The organism is Neomesorhizobium albiziae, from assembly GCF_900114255.1.
Lineage (GTDB): Bacteria > Pseudomonadota > Alphaproteobacteria > Rhizobiales > Rhizobiaceae > Neomesorhizobium > Neomesorhizobium albiziae.
Window position 1 is genome coordinate 1 of the sequence record NZ_FOSL01000051.1, and the last position, 15573, is coordinate 15573.

14 protein-coding genes and 8 pseudogenes are annotated in these 15573 nt (G+C 59.4%); 17 read left to right on the top strand and 5 right to left on the bottom strand.

All coding sequences use genetic code 11. The features are described 5' to 3' along the window. Positions 1-199 precede the first annotated feature (199 nt). The 10 genes and pseudogenes from F3H98_RS29495 to F3H98_RS31640 form a co-directional block, all read left to right on the top strand. Positions 200-394 (top strand): annotated as a pseudogene (locus F3H98_RS29495) (DDE-type integrase/transposase/recombinase); the annotation flags it as partial. A gap of 598 nt (positions 395-992) precedes the next feature. Then, positions 993-2297 carry a lysine N(6)-hydroxylase/L-ornithine N(5)-oxygenase family protein gene (locus F3H98_RS29500; protein ID WP_149764433.1) on the top strand — a complete coding sequence of 435 codons (1305 nt, stop codon included), beginning with the start codon at positions 993-995 and terminating at the stop codon, positions 2295-2297. Further along, positions 2294-2950 carry an FAD-binding protein gene (locus tag F3H98_RS32715; protein ID WP_188130641.1) on the top strand — a complete coding sequence of 219 codons (657 nt, stop codon included), beginning with the start codon at positions 2294-2296 and terminating at the stop codon, positions 2948-2950. The genes F3H98_RS29500 and F3H98_RS32715 overlap by 4 nt, the downstream gene beginning before the upstream one ends. 118 nt (positions 2951-3068) lie before the next feature. After that, a complete protein-coding gene (locus F3H98_RS29510) occupies positions 3069-3848 on the top strand; it encodes a phytanoyl-CoA dioxygenase family protein (protein WP_149764437.1) in 780 nt (259 codons plus the stop codon). A gap of 22 nt (positions 3849-3870) precedes the next feature. Then, positions 3871-4200, top strand: coding sequence for a cupin domain-containing protein (locus F3H98_RS29515; RefSeq protein ID WP_149764439.1), 330 nt, complete (start codon positions 3871-3873; stop codon positions 4198-4200). Further along, the gene (locus tag F3H98_RS29520) at positions 4201-5790 is read left to right on the top strand and encodes a class I tRNA ligase family protein (RefSeq protein ID WP_149764441.1); all 1590 of its coding nucleotides are present in this window, start codon (positions 4201-4203) and stop codon (positions 5788-5790) included. A 194-nt stretch (positions 5791-5984) separates the two neighbouring features. Next, complete coding sequence (locus F3H98_RS29525; protein ID WP_149764443.1) at positions 5985-6251, top strand: type II toxin-antitoxin system prevent-host-death family antitoxin; 267 nt, start codon at positions 5985-5987, stop codon at positions 6249-6251. After that, positions 6244-6663: a hypothetical protein gene (locus tag F3H98_RS29530; protein ID WP_149764445.1), complete on the top strand. Its 420-nt coding sequence runs from the start codon at positions 6244-6246 to the stop codon at positions 6661-6663. Before F3H98_RS29525 ends, F3H98_RS29530 begins: the two co-directional genes overlap by 8 nt. A gap of 74 nt (positions 6664-6737) precedes the next feature. Beyond that, positions 6738-6836 (top strand): annotated as a pseudogene (locus F3H98_RS32375) (hypothetical protein); the annotation flags it as partial. A gap of 36 nt (positions 6837-6872) precedes the next feature. After that, positions 6873-7166: pseudogene (locus tag F3H98_RS31640) on the top strand (IS6 family transposase); the annotation flags it as partial. Here the strand turns inward: F3H98_RS31640 and F3H98_RS32165 are convergent. After that, positions 7151-7807, bottom strand: coding sequence for a hypothetical protein (locus tag F3H98_RS32165; RefSeq protein ID WP_244621993.1), 657 nt, complete (start codon positions 7805-7807; stop codon positions 7151-7153). The pseudogene F3H98_RS31640 and the gene F3H98_RS32165 sit on opposite strands and share 16 nt — an antisense overlap. A 674-nt stretch (positions 7808-8481) precedes the next feature. Here F3H98_RS32165 and F3H98_RS29550 point away from each other — a divergent pair. Together F3H98_RS29550 and F3H98_RS29555 are read left to right on the top strand one after the other, a co-directional pair. Next, positions 8482-8945 (top strand): annotated as a pseudogene (locus tag F3H98_RS29550) (IS21 family transposase); the annotation flags it as partial. Further along, positions 8938-9042 (top strand): annotated as a pseudogene (locus F3H98_RS29555) (IS6 family transposase); the annotation flags it as partial. The pseudogenes F3H98_RS29550 and F3H98_RS29555, both read left to right, overlap by 8 nt. A 504-nt stretch (positions 9043-9546) precedes the next feature. On the opposite strand, the gene F3H98_RS29560 reads toward F3H98_RS29555, so the two are convergent. Both F3H98_RS29560 and F3H98_RS29565 read right to left on the bottom strand, forming a co-directional pair. Further along, on the bottom strand, positions 9547-9966 hold the full coding sequence (locus F3H98_RS29560; protein WP_149764449.1) for a type II toxin-antitoxin system VapC family toxin: 420 nt from the start codon (positions 9964-9966) through the stop codon (positions 9547-9549). Next, on the bottom strand, positions 9966-10220 hold the full coding sequence (locus tag F3H98_RS29565; protein WP_188130643.1) for a type II toxin-antitoxin system VapB family antitoxin: 255 nt from the start codon (positions 10218-10220) through the stop codon (positions 9966-9968). Before F3H98_RS29565 ends, F3H98_RS29560 begins: the two co-directional genes overlap by 1 nt. Positions 10221-10592: 372 nt before the next feature. Between F3H98_RS29565 and F3H98_RS29570 the strand changes: the two are divergent. The 3 genes and pseudogenes from F3H98_RS29570 to F3H98_RS29575 all read left to right on the top strand — a co-directional run. After that, a pseudogene (locus F3H98_RS29570) lies at positions 10593-10843 on the top strand (IS6 family transposase); the annotation flags it as partial. A 345-nt stretch (positions 10844-11188) separates the two neighbouring features. Further along, positions 11189-11365, top strand: coding sequence for a hypothetical protein (locus tag F3H98_RS31480; protein WP_188130644.1), 177 nt, complete (start codon positions 11189-11191; stop codon positions 11363-11365). 273 nt (positions 11366-11638) lie between these two features. Next, positions 11639-12136, top strand: coding sequence for a reverse transcriptase domain-containing protein (locus F3H98_RS29575; RefSeq protein WP_244621995.1), 498 nt, complete (start codon positions 11639-11641; stop codon positions 12134-12136). A gap of 531 nt (positions 12137-12667) precedes the next feature. On the opposite strand, the pseudogene F3H98_RS32170 reads toward F3H98_RS29575, so the two are convergent. Together F3H98_RS32170 and F3H98_RS29585 are read right to left on the bottom strand one after the other, a co-directional pair. Next, positions 12668-13786 (bottom strand): annotated as a pseudogene (locus F3H98_RS32170) (recombinase family protein); the annotation flags it as partial. Between the two features lie 146 nt (positions 13787-13932). Continuing rightward, positions 13933-14262 carry a ribbon-helix-helix protein, CopG family gene (locus tag F3H98_RS29585; protein ID WP_149764453.1) on the bottom strand — a complete coding sequence of 110 codons (330 nt, stop codon included), beginning with the start codon at positions 14260-14262 and terminating at the stop codon, positions 13933-13935. A gap of 53 nt (positions 14263-14315) precedes the next feature. On the opposite strand from F3H98_RS29585, the gene F3H98_RS29590 reads away from it, so the two are divergent. Beyond that, a complete protein-coding gene (locus F3H98_RS29590; protein WP_280178040.1) occupies positions 14316-15230 on the top strand; it encodes a reverse transcriptase domain-containing protein in 915 nt (304 codons plus the stop codon). Between the two features lie 67 nt (positions 15231-15297). After that, positions 15298-15573, top strand: a pseudogene (locus F3H98_RS29595) (DDE-type integrase/transposase/recombinase); the annotation flags it as partial.

A 15573-nucleotide genomic window follows, 5' to 3' on the forward strand; every position in this document is an offset into this window, starting at 1 on the left:
AACTACGGATCCGCGCTCGCAGCGCAACCGGGCAAGTCGAAGGGGGCGGCCAGATAACAACTCGAACTCTCAGTTCATCAGGTACTTCGGCCTGCCCGCCATGCGTGCTCCCGACACCCCGATCCCGGTAGGTGGACGGTAGTCGATCCATCCGTGCAGGGGAATGCGGATTGGTGCGTCGCGCCTATACATGCCTGATAACAACCGGATCGAGCAGGACCACCGGCGGATCAAGCGCCGCCTGTGGCCGATGCTCGGCTTCAAATCGACGGCCACCGCAGCCACCATCCTGTCCGGCATCGAAATGATCCACATGATGCGCAAACGACAGGCGAGGTACGCCTTCAATCCAAACCCTTCGATCGCCGAGCAGTTCGAAATCCTCGCCGCCTGATTGACAGGCAAAAACTCCCTGTTCACGGCCTACCTCAGAGTTTTGCGACAGAACCGATCAATGTCGGATCTCCGACGATGTCAGATTTCCAACAGGACGGCAAATTCGCTAACTCATTGCGTTAATAAAATTCCTTCTTTGGCACGGTCCATGCATCGAGTTCTTCGAACGCATCAGCGAGACGTCGTCCTATGATCACGCTCACCGAAAATGCCGTCGCCGCCGTGAAGACCGCGCTCGGGTGCCGCCAAGCCAGCGGAAGGGACCTGTACATGGGTAGGGCCGCTTCCGTCGCGGCCGGGAAACAGCCATTCCTGCGGTCTGGGCAGCCGCCAGTAGCCCGTAAGATGCGCAAGAGCTGCGCCACAGCATCACATAGCGGTGCCGTGCTGGACCCGGATGACGTCGCTCCCGCTGTCGATATCGCCGACCTTGAGACCGACGGCCTCGGAGGCGCGCAGGCCTCTGGCATAATCGCACATCCGGTGGGGACCGCGGCTCGAGAGAATGCCCGCGGGGAGCGTAAGCCCAATGGCTATGGCCGATTTTCACCGCGAACATGCCGCCTAGTTGGGAAACACCCATAGGAGCAAGACAAGTGGAGCTCTCTTGCATTGGGGTCGGAGCCGGGCCGTCGAATTTGAGTCTTGCGTGTCAGATACACGAGCAAATTGGGCAAGGGGCACTGTTTCTGGATCGGCAAGTCGACTTCCGCTGGCATTCAGGCATCGCATTCGATTCCTCGGAGCTCCAGGTCAGCCACTTCAAGGATCTGGTCACGCTAGTGAATCCGCGATCAGCCTACACCTTCGTAAACTACCTGTACGAGAACGGGCGTCTGTACCACTTCCTGAACGCACAGTTCGAAACCGTGCTCAGAACTGAGTTCGAGCAATACCTGAACTGGGCCTTCCACCGGAACCCACTTGTCCGCGGCGGCGAGACGGTGCACGAAGTCCGCTTTGACGGCGAGTTTCGGGTGCGGACGAATAACGCGGTTCTCGGCGCCAGAAACGTCGTGGTCGGCATTGGCAAGCAGGCGCAAATTCCGCCTCAGTTTCAGGGCTGGACTGGACGCAACCTGTTCCACTCATCTGTTTTACTTCACATCCATCCTGAGGCGCGGAAAAAGCATGTCTGCGTGGTTGGCGGAGGCCAGTCGGGAGCCGAGGTGCTGTTGCACCTTGTCGGCCTGCCGAAAGAACGGCGGCCTCGATCCATCACTTGGGTCTCGCAGCGCGAAAACTACCTGCCTCTCGACAACAGCCCGTTCACAAACGAGTTGTTCATGCCCTGCTTTTCGGATCGTTTCGCGGGGATGAGCGAGTCGCAGCGCAAGCTGCTCCTGACTCGTTTCGTGCTTGCCTCGGACGGCATTTCAGAAAGCACGTTACGCGCGATCTATCAGGCGCTGTACCGCCACGCATTTCTCGAGCCAAACCAATGCGACATCACACTGCAGCCCGGTTGTAACGTTTCGCGCTGCATCAACGCCGGGGCGGGTCACAGGCTGACCCTGCAGCGCGGTATGGAGGATGTCGGAGAAGTTACAGCCGACATCGTTGTCCTGGCTACTGGTTACCAGAACGCCCTGCCAGACTTCTTGGAACCTATCGCGGACCGGTTGGAGCAGATCGACAATGAGTTTGCCATTCGCGAGGATTTTTCGGTGCGCTGGGACGGACCGCGTGACAGACGCATCTTCGTACAGAACGCGAGCCTCGGGCAGCGCGGACTGGCTGATCCGAACCTAAGCCTGCTGGCCTGGCGCGCGCGTCGCATCCTCGACAGCCTTCTGGGGCGCGCGCCATGCGCGAAACCCAAGCATCCTGGCTTCATCAGCCGTACCTCCATCGAGAGCTGGCCCGACCCCGTAGCCGAAGAAATGGGCAGCGGGATATGACTCGTCGACTACTGATCATCGGCGGTGGCATCCAAGGAATGATGTCCGCCTCCGCTGCGGCGAAGGCCGGAGCCTTCTCCGAAATCATCGTGACCGAACAAGCCTTTGGATCCATCGGCGCATCGCATTATTCTGGGGGCGTGCATTTCCCCTACGGTCGTCAACACCGTACTAGGTCGCTCACTCGAAAGAGCGCAGTGGCCTTAGCGGCCATGGCTGGGTCGGACGTCACCGGATGGTACCGCCCTTTAGCGATGCGTGTCGCGGCTGGACCAGATGAGGCGATTGATCCGGCCCAGTTTACGGAACCCCTGGACGCGGCTGGGCCTCACGTTGGCAGTCTTGCGCCGAGCTTCTCCGACCGTACTCGTTTTTGGAACATCGGTGGAGCTCATGTCGCTGATGTGCCCGCCCTGATCGCCCAACTGGAACGGGAACTTGTGGCAAAGATTCGCATGGCGCACGGCTTGCGTTGCGTCAGGCTGCGCGAAAGGTTGCCTACCGGAACAGCCGCATCATCAATAGCATGCTCGGCCGTGAATACTATGCAGACGTACCGGATCGACAGATCTTTACGAGCCTGGACGATCTCTCCTTTGAGGAGGACAACAAAGCCTTGCAATCCGCCCGCAGCGGAACGCACTGCCCGGTAGCGTCGCCGTCCCACATGCCATGGAGTACCATCTCCGTGGACCCACAACCTGACCAGCGCCCGAGTGCCGAAACTGGAATGTTCGACTAAACCATTCTTTCCAACAGGAGGCTTTTCGCATGTTGACTGAAGCACAAAGAGAAAAGTGGCAGAAAGATGGATACATCACGCTCGAAAGGTTCTTCGATCCCGCGGCTCTGGAACGTATCTCTAGTCTTGTTGACGATGTCTCACGCTGGGATATCAGCGATGATAAATGGCTCATGTGGTTCGAGAAGACGACTGACAATCGAAAGATCATCTCTAAGGTCGAGAATTTTCTCGAATTCCATGATCCATTGCGTTATTTGCTCCTAGCAGATCAGCGCATAAAGTCTACGGTCGAGGCGTTGCTTGACGAAGATTCGCGCATGCTCAAGGAGTTGCTGATCTTCAAGTATCCCGACAGCGGCGGCTATCGCCCGCATCAGGACATTTATCACATTCCACACAAACTGCCCGACCGGATGGTCCATGCGGTCGTTGCCATAGGCATCGACGACTCCGGCCCGGACAACGGCGGGCTTTTCTTCAGCCCCGGCAACCACAAGAAGGGGGTATTTCCCATGGATGCCGGCGGGGTGATCGATCCTGAAGTCGCCGAAACGTTCTCCTGGGAGCCCGTATTATGGAAGGCTGGCGACATCTTCATCTTCGACGATTACGCACCGCATTACTCACAACCGAACAAAAGCAATCGTTCGCGGCGGACGCTCTACTTGGTGTTCCAGCGTGCTTCAACCGGTGGACCGACCCGCGCTGAATATAACGCTCTTAAGCGCGCCTATAACCCGCCAGAGGGCAAAGTGGCCGATCTCGACAAACTCAAGCCCCCAAACGGCATTTTCTATCGCGATTGAGCTCACAGAGCGGAGGCGAGGCATGTACACGAAACTGATCGATCGCTCAATAATGCGCGAAGAGTATGGCGTTCTGGTTTGCCGGCTACTGGAGCATCTCCCGCAGCCCGTTACGACGGGCTTCGGCACGTCGATTGTGGAGGTGGTGCCGGGCGGTGCGGTAGACCTTCATTCGCACCACGAGCACGAACTGTGGGTACTGATTTCGGGCAGCGGTTTGTTCGAAGCAGACGGCGAAACCACCCCCGTCAACGGGGCGACGCTGTTCTACATAGCGCCTCACCAGCTGCATGCTATCAGAAATACCGACCCCGAAATCAGTCTGAAGTTCCTTTCAATATGGTGGGATTGAATGAGTACAAACCAACAAACTTATTTCGTATGCCCGGCCCCGCCATGCCCAAACGGTAAATTACATCTTGGGCATATTGGCGGCGTGTACCTTCTTGCCGACATTTTCGTGCGTTATCAGCGCATGATAGGCAATATTGCCTATCATGTAACCGGTGCGGACGAACATGGCACCTACACCCTGGTAAAGGCCCGCAAGCTTGGCAGGCCGGTCGATGATGTTGCACAAATGCATATCGACGAAATCCAGCAATGTCTGCGCGCAGTGCATATTGAACCAGACGTATTTGTTCGGACCTCAAGCAAAGATCACCTACAGCGTAGCCTCGCGATCTACGAGCAGCTTAATGCGGCAGGCTACATCCAGCTACGGGACGCCAAGCAACTGTATTGCGAGTCGTGCGACGAGTTCGCGGCGGACTCGCTTGCCGTCGGTGAGTGCCCGGCCTGCAACGCCCCGACCGACAGCAACCTTTGTGAAGACTGTGGCCTTGCAATCCAGCACAGTCTACTGCGTAACCCGGTCCACACACCGTGCGGCCACGCTCTAACGTTGCGCCCGATCCGGCAGGCGCACTTCAACATCGAGCGGCTCGCCACGACACTGGATCGCGCCATCGAAGCCAGCAGATGGCCGGACACCATCAAGGACAAAGAACTCGAATGGCTACGGACAGAACTGCGGGCGTTGCCTATGTCGCGCCATTTCGCCCGCGGCGTGACCCTGACCGCCCCGGCAGAAGTGGCAGGCCAGACCTTACTGACTTGGTTTGAAGGATTGTGGTGCTACGATACGGGAATCGAACGCATCTGCAAGCAGAATGGCGTTCACTATGACGACACCATGCGCAACCGTGACACGAAACTCGTATTCTTCATGGGGCAGGACAACCGTTTTTATTACACAGTCGGTGTTACAGCCAGCTTGCTCGCGCGAGGATACGCAATTCCACACAATCATGCGATCCAGGATTTTTACAAACTCGAAGGAGCAAAATTTTCTACCGGTCGTGACCATGCTATGTGGGCCGACGAGGTGGCGCTAAATATCGACCCGAACGTGCTGCGCTACTGTTTAGCGCGCATTGCCAAGGCATTTGGCAGCGACGACAACGATTTTAAAATCGAAGGGCTGGTTCGGGCGGCAGCTCGCATCCATATCTTCGAAACCGCTTTGCGCAAGCATACCGGATCCAATGCAAAGCTGACGGTGGACAACCTAAATCCTGAGCGGATGCGTGATGTTGAACAATATTCCGAAGCCATGCATGAGGCACGCGTATGGGCTGCACTCGATGCTATAGATGCCTTCTTCGACGGCGCGGGTTTTGCAAGAAACGCGGCCGGGGCTAGCGCAACGGAAATTTCGGTCTTCCTCAGCATGCTACATCCTTTGGTGCCGGCGCTCGCGGCGCGTTACGGCGCGTTCTTTTTCGGCACCGGATGGCGATCTGCGCTCGATGACTGTGCAGTCTGGCCCAGGACAGACGCGTTGTCAGTGATGGATTTCCCCTTGTTCAGCGAACCCATTCCGGACGCATTCATTGCGGCTTATGAACAACGCTTTCGGCCGACTCCCGCCACTACATAGTAGGGGGCGAAATGACACCCTACGCAGCGATAACAACTTTCACACGACGGGGATTTTGGCCCGTTTCCCACTCGCGCTTTGAGAAGCCCTACGATTCTCTCAAGATATGAAACGCTCTAGGCGCGTAAAACCTAAAAAGGCTTGCCTATTTCCGGTTTTCTGTATATTACAGAATTTCCAGAAAGGTGAAGGTCATGACCAATAAAACTATATCATCCGTCGAGTTTGTCCGGCATTTCGGGCGCTATCACGACGAGGCTATGCGCGAGCCAATCACCCTGACCAAGCATGGCCGCGCATCCGTGGTGGTAGTGCCAGTTGATGTCTACGAGCGCATGATGTCCAGCAACGACCCCCGCCGCGCCTACGCCGCCGGCGAAATGCCGCGCGAACTGGCAGACATGTTCCTGGCGCAGCTAGAACAGGATTCCGCCGACTATCAGGCATCGAAGGATGACTGATCGTTTCGGCAAGGGCGATATCGTCGGCTATCCCTATCTGTGGCGCTGGCAGGACGAGCAGGGCCGCGAGCATGGCGAGAAGGACCGCCCGGTCTGCCTGATCCTCTCTGTGCGCGACGACAAGGATAACACCCACGTCCTGCTGCTGCCGATCTCGTCAACGCCGCCCTACGAGGGGCAGACCGCCCTCGAAATTCCAGCGTTGGAATTGCAGAGGGCGAAACTCTCGACCTTCAAGCGCGGCTGGATCACCGTCAGCGAGTGCAATTACGATATCCTGGAAAGATCGTATCACTTCGACACCCGGCAAAAGCCGCGCGGCAAATTCAGTGGCATCTTTCTTGAGGAAGTCCGCAAAGTCTTCGCGCCCTTCATCGCCGCAGGAAGCGCCCGCATCGACAGAACCCGGTAGGAGCACGCATGGCACTCGCCCTTAAACAGAAGACCCCGGCCATCAGCCCGGAGGAAATGGAGCGCCGCCGCAAGATGGTGCGTAGCGCTCAACGCAGCATTGCCCTCGAGGGCGTGCGCCCCGATCCTGCTGCACAACCAATCTTCGACGCTTCCATTGCTGGCGAGATCGAGGTTGACAAGCTGATGCGCTGGGGTAGACGCCGGTTCATGCACATCAGCTACAAGCGCCACCGCTTTCCCGCCGAGATCATCGCCCATGCGGTGTGGCTTTATTACCGGTTCCCTTTGAGCCTGCGCCCGGTCAGGAATGCTTCTGAAGCGCGGGATCGTTGTCTCCCGTGAAACGATCCGCCGGTGGGGGAAGAAGTTCGGCCCCGAGTACGTTCGACGACTGCGCAGGAAGCGGCCCAGCCCCAATGATGTTTGGCACCTGGACGAAGTCCTCATCATCGCGGCAAGAAACATTGGTTGTGGCGGGCTGTCGATCAGGACAGATATCTTACCTGCGCTGAAATCGAATCAGGGCCATAATCGGCCTCGCCCGAGATTTTCAAAATCGCCTGCAGACGGTTGCGCCCGCGGCTTACTCTGCTCTTGCCGACGGCGAAATCGCAGATCTCGGCGGCTTGCCGATGGTCGCGAGCATCTGCGGGTGGTGAGAAGAAGATGGCCTGATCCAAACCAACCGGATCGTTCAGGATGCTTTTATCGCGGCGGATCGCCTGTTCGAGATCTTGGACCTGGAGCCGGCAAGCGGCGGCGGCATCGATGCTTGTTCGGATGCTGGAAACAGAACCGCCGCCGGCAGTCCGGCGGCGGGATCGTTCGGAAGAGAAATGAAGTACCGCGGGGTACGCCGTAGGCTTCCAGTTCCTCCTCCGAGGGCTTGGCTTCGCCGGCGCCTTCATCGTCCTCGCTGGCTCCATCGTGCGTCGCCGACTGATCGCTATCGAGTTCGTCCAGCTGTTCGGCTCGCCCGCGGTGTCCTCGTCGCCGTCGGTCTTAGCGGCGTCGTGCTTCGCCACCCGGGCCGTGACGCTCTGGATCGGCGGCGCGAATGCCGCTGCCGGATCTACGAAATGCGCGGTCGCAAAGTGCTGGACCAGCGCGGCGCGCGTGTCCTTCTTCTTCTGGCGGGGCAAGACCGGCGTATCCTTGCAAGAGGACTCCAGTGCCGGCCGCGAGAGGCATCGCAATCCTTGATCGAGACCTGCAACATCAACGAAGTCGTTCCGCTCGCCTAGCTGACCGAGGTCCTCACAAGATGTCCCGAGTAACAAGCTCCTGGGGAGCGCGCTTTAAAGTTGAAACATTCGCAATCGTCACTCCTCGTCATCATGCTTCTGGAGACCGTCGCCACCTGCTTTCAGATCGTACAACCTGACGCGACGTACGCTTCAAGCCCCTTGGGCGCTGGCATCTGGGGCGAACCTGCAGCGTGGTCACCACCGGCTCCGCAAGCCTTCGACGCTCTTTGCGAGCCGTAGCTGCCGAGCTGGCAAAGGCGGGCTACGTCGCGGCAGCGCAATCGGCGCGCAGAAAATTAGGCCTACGCGTTCCGGGACCGCGGACCTCGTCAGCTTCTTGAAAGTTTGCCCGAGTAGGTTGCTCAGCTGATCTGTGGACGTGAGGCTAGCGTGGACCTGCACAAACTTGACCCATCCAATGTAGCAGCTTGGCGGCAGGTGCAGCACGCGGTATCGCGAGAGCAAGCGGGACAGGCCGGGCAAGAGGGCTTTGAGCAGCACTTGGGCGAGGCGCGCCGAGCCGCTGCCCAAATTGCCGCCCCCGGCGTCCCGGCTCTGCCAGACCCGTTTCCATCCTGCGGCGCGCCCGTCTTGCCGGGCTGAGCTGGCCGCTGCCTGAAGGAATCGATGACGAAGGCCTTGAGCTGCTGCTCTTCCCAGCGCCGAGGGCGGCGTCGCAAAGCCCCCGGCGGCCGGTGCCCGATTGGAGCTATGTGGAGAAGGAGTTGCGCCGGCGCGGCGTAACGCGGGTGCTGCTGTGGGAAGAGTATCGTGCCACCAATCCCGACGGCTTTGGCTATACCTGGTTTTGCACGACCTTCGAGGCCTGGAAAGGGCGCGCGCGCCCGACGATGCGCCAGACGCACCTGGGCGGCGAGAAGGTGTTTGTCGATTTCGCCGGCGATACCATCGACATCTTCGACCCATCACCGGCGAAGCGCACGCCATGAAGCTGTTCGTCGCAGCGATGGGCGCCTCGAACTATACCTACGCCGAGGCGTGCCCGAGCGAGAGCCTGCCCGACTGGAGTCGAGATGCGCGAGCGCATGATGCGCAAGCGACAGGCGAGGTTTGCCTTCAATCCTAATCCGTCATTGGCCGAGCAGTTCGACATCCTTGCCGCCGCATAGCACGGCCCGCCATCTCAACCTGCTTCGGCTCAACGAAAATTTGCAACAGAACCCGCCCAACTCGGCGCTGCCGGTGGCAGAGCCCGCTCGCGCGCCAAGGGCGCTGCATCTCGGGAAAAACGTTCGCAAAGGCGGGCGGCCGCCCAAGCTGGCGAACGGATGAGCGGCGACATGCAGGAAGCACGCCGGATCGCCGCCGCCATCGACCTCAGGGTTTGCCAGCTTGGAAATGCAGGGAATCAGAGGCGGCGCCATGGCCGAACACATGCTCGGCTACATGCAAGACCTGCAGCGGATCTATGAAACCGCCCCCCGACCATATCCTGGCCGATCTATGTACCACTATCCCGGCTTCTACCGGTGCGCCCGTTTGGTGGAAGCCTTGTCCGAGAAGAACGAGGCTATGAAAGCGAGCGGCGCCCATGCGATCAAGGCTATGTCCTCGCCTCCTGCTCCGCAGCGACCCCGGCCGATTCCGGCAGTTCGGTCAATTTGAGAAGGCGGTCATTCATCCTGCCCTTTCGGCAACGTTTCTACATCCGTCTGTCGTAGAAGCTGGTCTAGCGTGAGCAGCGACGAGCGCATCGCCTTGGCGTAGGCGTAGTGGAAGCAATCGAAATTGCTGAGGTTCCGCTTGCCAAGGCCGTGCTGTTCGGCAACAGCGATTGCGTAGGACAGAACTCGCCGTGGCGGACCGGGCTCGCGGAGCCGAATCTTTCTGGCTTCGAGCCATTCGACGACGACCGCCTCGGCCGCGTTGTAGGCGCAATTCAGTTGATCGGGCCGTGCCAAGACGATGATGGCTTCCCAGGCAGCGAGGGTTGATGTGAACGGCGATACCGCATCGACCAGCGCTGCCTCATAGGCGTCGGCTGTGTCCTCCCCTGCCATCATGGAGACAATCGCACACGCGTCGACGAACATTATTCGTCACCTGTGAGATCGTGGTCGAGCTCGTGATAGGCTTCTCGTGGAACGGGCTTTCGATCTGGCGGAAAAGACAGGCCATGCTTGGCTAGAATCTTTTGTGCCGTCTTCCTCGGTTTTTCCTTGTTCATCCGGTTGCGGATGGTTTCCCGAAGGGCCACGATCACAGCATCGGTGATGCTTGTGCGGTCAATTCGCGCAAGCTCCCGAGCGAGATTATCGGCCTCCGGATTGCGGATGTTCAGTGTCATGTGCGTAGCTCCACTCGTGTAGCACGCCTTACATCATTGTGTAGCTTGGAGCAAATCACTAACTCGATTGTCATTTTTCGGAAGGCAATGTCAGCGATCGTGAACTCCGACAACGTCTCGTGAAAAGAGCCAACGATGTGAAATCCAGCACGGCCGCCGATGATTGCAAGCACCTACATCTAGCGGCGCTGCCGGTGAGCCGGTGGCGAAGCGCTATCATCGCAGCAGCCGGCGCTCAAGAAAGCTCTGTATGTCTCGCCAACCGTCGACGATCGGCGCCGATGATCCGGTAGATGATGGCTTTGTTGCAAACTCTTTGTTTACCCGCTGTCTGTCAAAGCCCTTCGGTAATTTAATTTTCGGAGGTTTCAGATGTTCAAGGGGCGCCATTTCGATCGATCCGTCATCCTGCTTGCGTTCGCTGGTACCTGGCCTACAATCTGAGCCTGCGTGAACTTGAGGAAATGATGGCCGAGCGCGGCATTACGGTCGATCACACGACCATCCAGCGCTGGACCGTTCGTTTCGCGCCCTTGTTGCTGGAGCGCTTCAACCGGCGCAAGCGTAGCGTGACCGGCAAATGGCATGTCGACGAGACCTACAGTGCGCCTCGTCCCGGATGGTCCGGGGTGCATATGTTCGGAATGCATTGAGAAAGGAGGATTGAAGAATGCCCTGCCCTCTGCTGTGAAGGGGCATGAGCCCAAGCGGCGGTAACCTGTCGTCAACTGGCAGGGTGACGTAGCCCGCGGGTAAAGGGGATTGAGGCGAAGCCGTTACGCCGAGATGGTTCCCGAGGCTTCAGTATTGGAAGGTTGAGGAACACGAACCGGTTCACCCGCGTCTGAGGGCTGAATCGTCGCCTCCGCCTACACGGCTTAACAGGTGGAATGCCGAAGATGGTGCCGGAAATGTAAGTCGGCTCACATCCAAATGCAGGTGGACACATAGGATGCCTGTATGGGGTCATGGGGAGAACGCAGCCAGACCATGGCATCGGCATCGACTTGCAGAACGCAAGGGAAAAGACTGCGACCGGCAGCCTCACCAATACGCTTTACGTCCGGCATATGAACGAGGGAAGGCATGATGGAGTGCTAAAGGAGTTGACCCTGATGTCCACCATGCTGGCGGAGTTCCCGTAGTAGTCCGCGGCAGGGAAAGCCTGCCACATGGCGAAGGGGAACAGTTCAATCTGCTTGGAGTGCAAATTACCTGACCAAACGAGGTGAAGACCTTTGATAATCAGCGAAATGCAGCACAAGCTCGCAACATGGGCTGAAAGCGATCCGAACCGGCGGTTCGATCGTCTTCTTCGGCTCATTGCCGATCGGGAATGGCTTGCCGAGGCCGCCCGGATCGTTCTGGCGTCGAGTGGCGCCCGGACGCCGGGCATTGACGGAATGGATAAGCGACGGATGCAGGACGGACTGGATAACCATCTGGCCGACCTGCGGACAAGCCTGCTGAAGGGCACCTATCGCCCCAAGCCGGTGAAGCGGATCTATATCCCGAAAGCCAATGGCAAGCTACGACCGTTGGGTATACCGACCCTGACAGACCGTATTGTCCAACGCGCCATGCTGATGGCTATGGAGCCGATTTGGGAGAGCGACTTCCATCGTCTTTCCTATGGCTTCCGGCCGGAGCGGAGCGTGCACCATGCTGTTCGTACCGTGAGGATACAGCTTCAGGATGGCGCTGGCACGAAGGGACGCTGGATCATCGAAGGTGATCTGGCGAGCTACTTCGACACCGTTCATCATTGGTTGCTTCTGCAACGCGTGCGGCGGCGGGTGCGGGATGGACGGTTTGTCGATCTTCTCTGGCGCATTCTCAAGGCAGGCCACATCGACCGTGGCCTGTTCGCGGCTGCTAGCGAGGGTGTTCCGCAAGGCGGCGTGACCACTCCCTGAACGCAAAAGGTAACTTTTGTCAGCCGATGGCGACTTCCCGTTGGAAGGCGATGACGCGTTGCCGGACGGCGGTATCGTCGTGTGCATCGGGAGCGAGTGGCGGATGATGACGGCATCGTCGTCGACCAAGACGTCCTTGACCAGCAAGCGGACAATCCTCTGTCGGTCGCTGACGTCCAGCGATTGCGCCGATGCCCGTAATTTCTGGAGGAAGGCGGTCAGCGTCTCGGCGAGACGCAGGAATGTCATGCGATCGGCGGCCTGATCGCGGATCGCCTGCAATTCGGTGCGCATGGTCTGCTCGCGGGCACGTAGCTCCGGCATGCGACGGCGCAGTTCCTCCAGCGACAGGAGATCCTCCTGGAAGGCGGTCACCAGCCGTTCCATGCTCTTGCTGACGCGCACGAGTTCCCGTTCGAGGGCCTCTTGCCGCCGTTTCGTCGGCTCGACCGCACGGGCCGCGTCAAGACGCCGGTCGAGCTCGGCGCGGATCAGCGTGGGGTCCTCGATCAAGCGCATCACCTCCCGCCACACCACTTCATCGAGCAGATCCTGACGGATCGGCCGGCTGTCGCATACAGATCCGCCGAGATGGCGCCAGCTATCCGCCCCGAGGCAGCGGTAGTAGTGGATTTTGCGCGCCGACGTACGGGTCGATGTGCGTGATAGCGCGTAGCCGCATTTGCGGCAGGACACCAGCCCCTGCACGGTGCTCGGTTCGATCGTCCGGCGCGGGGCAAAGCGCTTGTTGTCGGTCAGGCGTTCGGCCGCCAACGCGAAGGTTTCTTCCGTCACGATGGCGGGAACGGGCACTTCGATCCATTCCTCGCGCGGCCGCTCGTGCTGGCTGGTATTCTCGCTGAAGCCCGCCCGGCCCGACAAGCGGAACGGCTTCGTCACCTTCTGCCGCGGTGCGACCTGTGTCTTGCCGAAGCAGGCCGTTCCCTTGTAGGCGGGATTGCGTAGCATCCCCCACACCACCGACCGTTCCCAGCGGGTGACGCGCCGGCGCGTCGGCAGTCCCATCTCGTTGAGAAGGCGGGCGAGGGCGCCAATGCTCAGGCCGCCGACCGTATAGTTCTCGAACACCAGTCGCACCACTTCCGCCTCGGCTGCATCGACTTCATAGCGCGCCGGCGCGTCATTCGTCTTACGAATATACCGATAGCCGTAGGGCGCCCCACACAGCACGGAGACTTCGCCGGCCCTGGCCCGGTGGCGCTTGCCGCGCCGCGAGCGTTCGAGAATTTGGGCCCGTTCGTACTCGGCGATCATGCCCTGGAACTGCAGCATCAGCTGGTCTTCCGGGGTGTCGGCATGCGGTGCTTTGATGAAGACGGTCTCGACACCGCGGCGAGCGAACTCCTCCATCAAGAGAACCTGATAAGCATATTTTCTGCTCAACCGATCCGGGGAATGGATCAAGACAGCTTGGATGTGTCCCTCGGCCGCGAGGTCGCGCAATCTCTCCAGCCCCGGCCGCGCCAGGCTGGCACCGCTGAACCCCGCGTCTTCGATGATCCATTCATCGGGCACGCTGACCCCTTGCTCGCGGGCGAACGCGACCAGCGCCGCCGTCTGGCTGGCAATCGTGTTGTCCTCCTTCTGCTGATCGGAGGACACCCGGGCATAGATCGCTGCGCACGTCATCGCTTCCCTCCCTTACCCGCCGACCCGCGCCGACGATGCGAACCCGCTCCGCAACCAGGATCCCGTAGACCTGTGCCAACTTGGCCGGCAGCAGGCGGTCAAAGACAGGCTCGGGAAGGACGCTGCGAACATCGCCCTCCCGCCGGTCAGCCATGGCCGTCGGCTTCGCCGAGAAACGCCCGAAGCGCCCGACCCACCATGGCGCTGATCGTCGTCCCTTCCGCCGCCGCCCGCGCTCGAATCGCGTCGACCAAACTGGGCGGAAGCTTGAACGTCACTGCCGTCGTGGGCTCGGTCACCGGCACCGGCCGGCCGATCGCCTGCGCCTCCTCGATATACCGATAGGCCTGACGCCGGGACATGGTGAATTGGCGCGACAACGCCATGGCTGCCTCCGCCACGCTCAGCCCACGCGCGAGCAACCCATGGGCAGCATTGATCCGTTCGGTCTTCTGCAAATCCGTCGAGCGCGGCATATGACATATACATATTACCTTTTAAGACGATAATCAAGCACAGAACGAGAACGATCGAGCGAAATCGACCGGTCAAACTCGAAGTTACCTTTTGCGTTCAGGGAGTGCTGTCGCCGCTTCTGTCCAACATCATGCTCCATGAGTTTGATGCATGGCTGGAGGCGAAATACCTGAACCGGAAAGTCCGCAAGGATCGCTGGGCATGGAACTTCGGCATTCAGCAGGGACGCCCCATTACGGTTCGCGAGAACCGGCAATGGAAACCTGCGGTTGCCTATTGTCGCTATGCCGATGATTTTGTCGTCATCGTCAAGGGGACGAAAGCGCATGCCGAGGAAATCCGCGAGGAGTGCCGGGCCTTTCTGGAAGACCGCCTGAAGTTGACGTTGAATATGGAAAAGACCCATATCACCCACGTCGATGACGGGTTCGTCTTTCTGGGGCATCGGATCATTCGCAAGCGAGGGTCGAACGGGCACATGTCCGTCGTCACGACGATACCCAAGGAAAAGGCCAAGGCGTTTGTTCGCAAACTGACCGAGACCCTTTCCGGCAATCATGATGATAGCAAGGTCGACATGGTGGACCACCTGAACCGCCAATTGGCGGGATGGGCGGCCTTCTACAAGTTCACCGACTTCACAGCGCGCACCTTCCGGCACATCGACACGGTCGTGTTCTGGAAACTGGCGCATTGGCTGGCGCGGAAATATCGCTCGCGCATCAAACCCTTGATGCAGAAGTGGTATCGAGCGCCGGAGGCAGGCAAGGCGAAGACCTGGCTTGTCTATGTGGCGACTGAACGTGGAAACCGTGTCGGCAAGGCGCTGCGTCGTCTGGTCTCAAGCCCCAAGGCGCAGTTCCGGTGGCGGAACCCGGAGGCCAACCCATACATCTTCCGGAGCGAAATCCGCAACACCATCACTTCGCGATATCATGACGTTGCCATGGCCATGGGCCAAGGTTGAATGGAGAGCCGTATGCGCTGAAAGGTGCACGTACGGTTCGGGGAGGAGAAGCGCATCTGCGCTTCTTACTCCACTCAAGGTCCGTGGCCAGTGGATGTATCTTTATCGCGTCATCGACAGTGTCGGCGACACCGTCGAATTCTATTTCAGCGAACATCGGGATTTGCCGTCGGCCAAACGCTTCTTCAGAAAGGCGCTGGAGCGTTATGGCCGGCCCGATCGCGTTGTCATCGACGGTAGCCAGACCAATCGGGAGGCGATCGTTTCCTGCGATGCCACAAATCGCTTGCAGGATCGCTCCCGGCGCCGGCTGAAGCCGATCCGGATCCGCCGGAGCCAGTAT

Coding starts and splice junctions, on each gene's coding strand:
- F3H98_RS29560 (WP_149764449.1), bottom strand. CDS start 9,966: ATGTTCGTCGACGCGTGTGCGATTGTCTCCATGATGGCAGGGGAGGAC.
- F3H98_RS29510 (WP_149764437.1), top strand. CDS start 3,069: ATGTTGACTGAAGCACAAAGAGAAAAGTGGCAGAAAGATGGATACATC.
- F3H98_RS29530 (WP_149764445.1), top strand. CDS start 6,244: ATGACTGATCGTTTCGGCAAGGGCGATATCGTCGGCTATCCCTATCTG.
- F3H98_RS29565 (WP_188130643.1), bottom strand. CDS start 10,220: ATGACACTGAACATCCGCAATCCGGAGGCCGATAATCTCGCTCGGGAG.
- F3H98_RS29575 (WP_244621995.1), top strand. CDS start 11,639: ATGCAGGACGGACTGGATAACCATCTGGCCGACCTGCGGACAAGCCTG.
- F3H98_RS29515 (WP_149764439.1), top strand. CDS start 3,871: ATGTACACGAAACTGATCGATCGCTCAATAATGCGCGAAGAGTATGGC.
- F3H98_RS32715 (WP_188130641.1), top strand. CDS start 2,294: ATGACTCGTCGACTACTGATCATCGGCGGTGGCATCCAAGGAATGATG.
- F3H98_RS29585 (WP_149764453.1), bottom strand. CDS start 14,262: ATGCCGCGCTCGACGGATTTGCAGAAGACCGAACGGATCAATGCTGCC.
- F3H98_RS31480 (WP_188130644.1), top strand. CDS start 11,189: ATGGGGAGAACGCAGCCAGACCATGGCATCGGCATCGACTTGCAGAAC.
- F3H98_RS29520 (WP_149764441.1), top strand. CDS start 4,201: ATGAGTACAAACCAACAAACTTATTTCGTATGCCCGGCCCCGCCATGC.
- F3H98_RS29525 (WP_149764443.1), top strand. CDS start 5,985: ATGACCAATAAAACTATATCATCCGTCGAGTTTGTCCGGCATTTCGGG.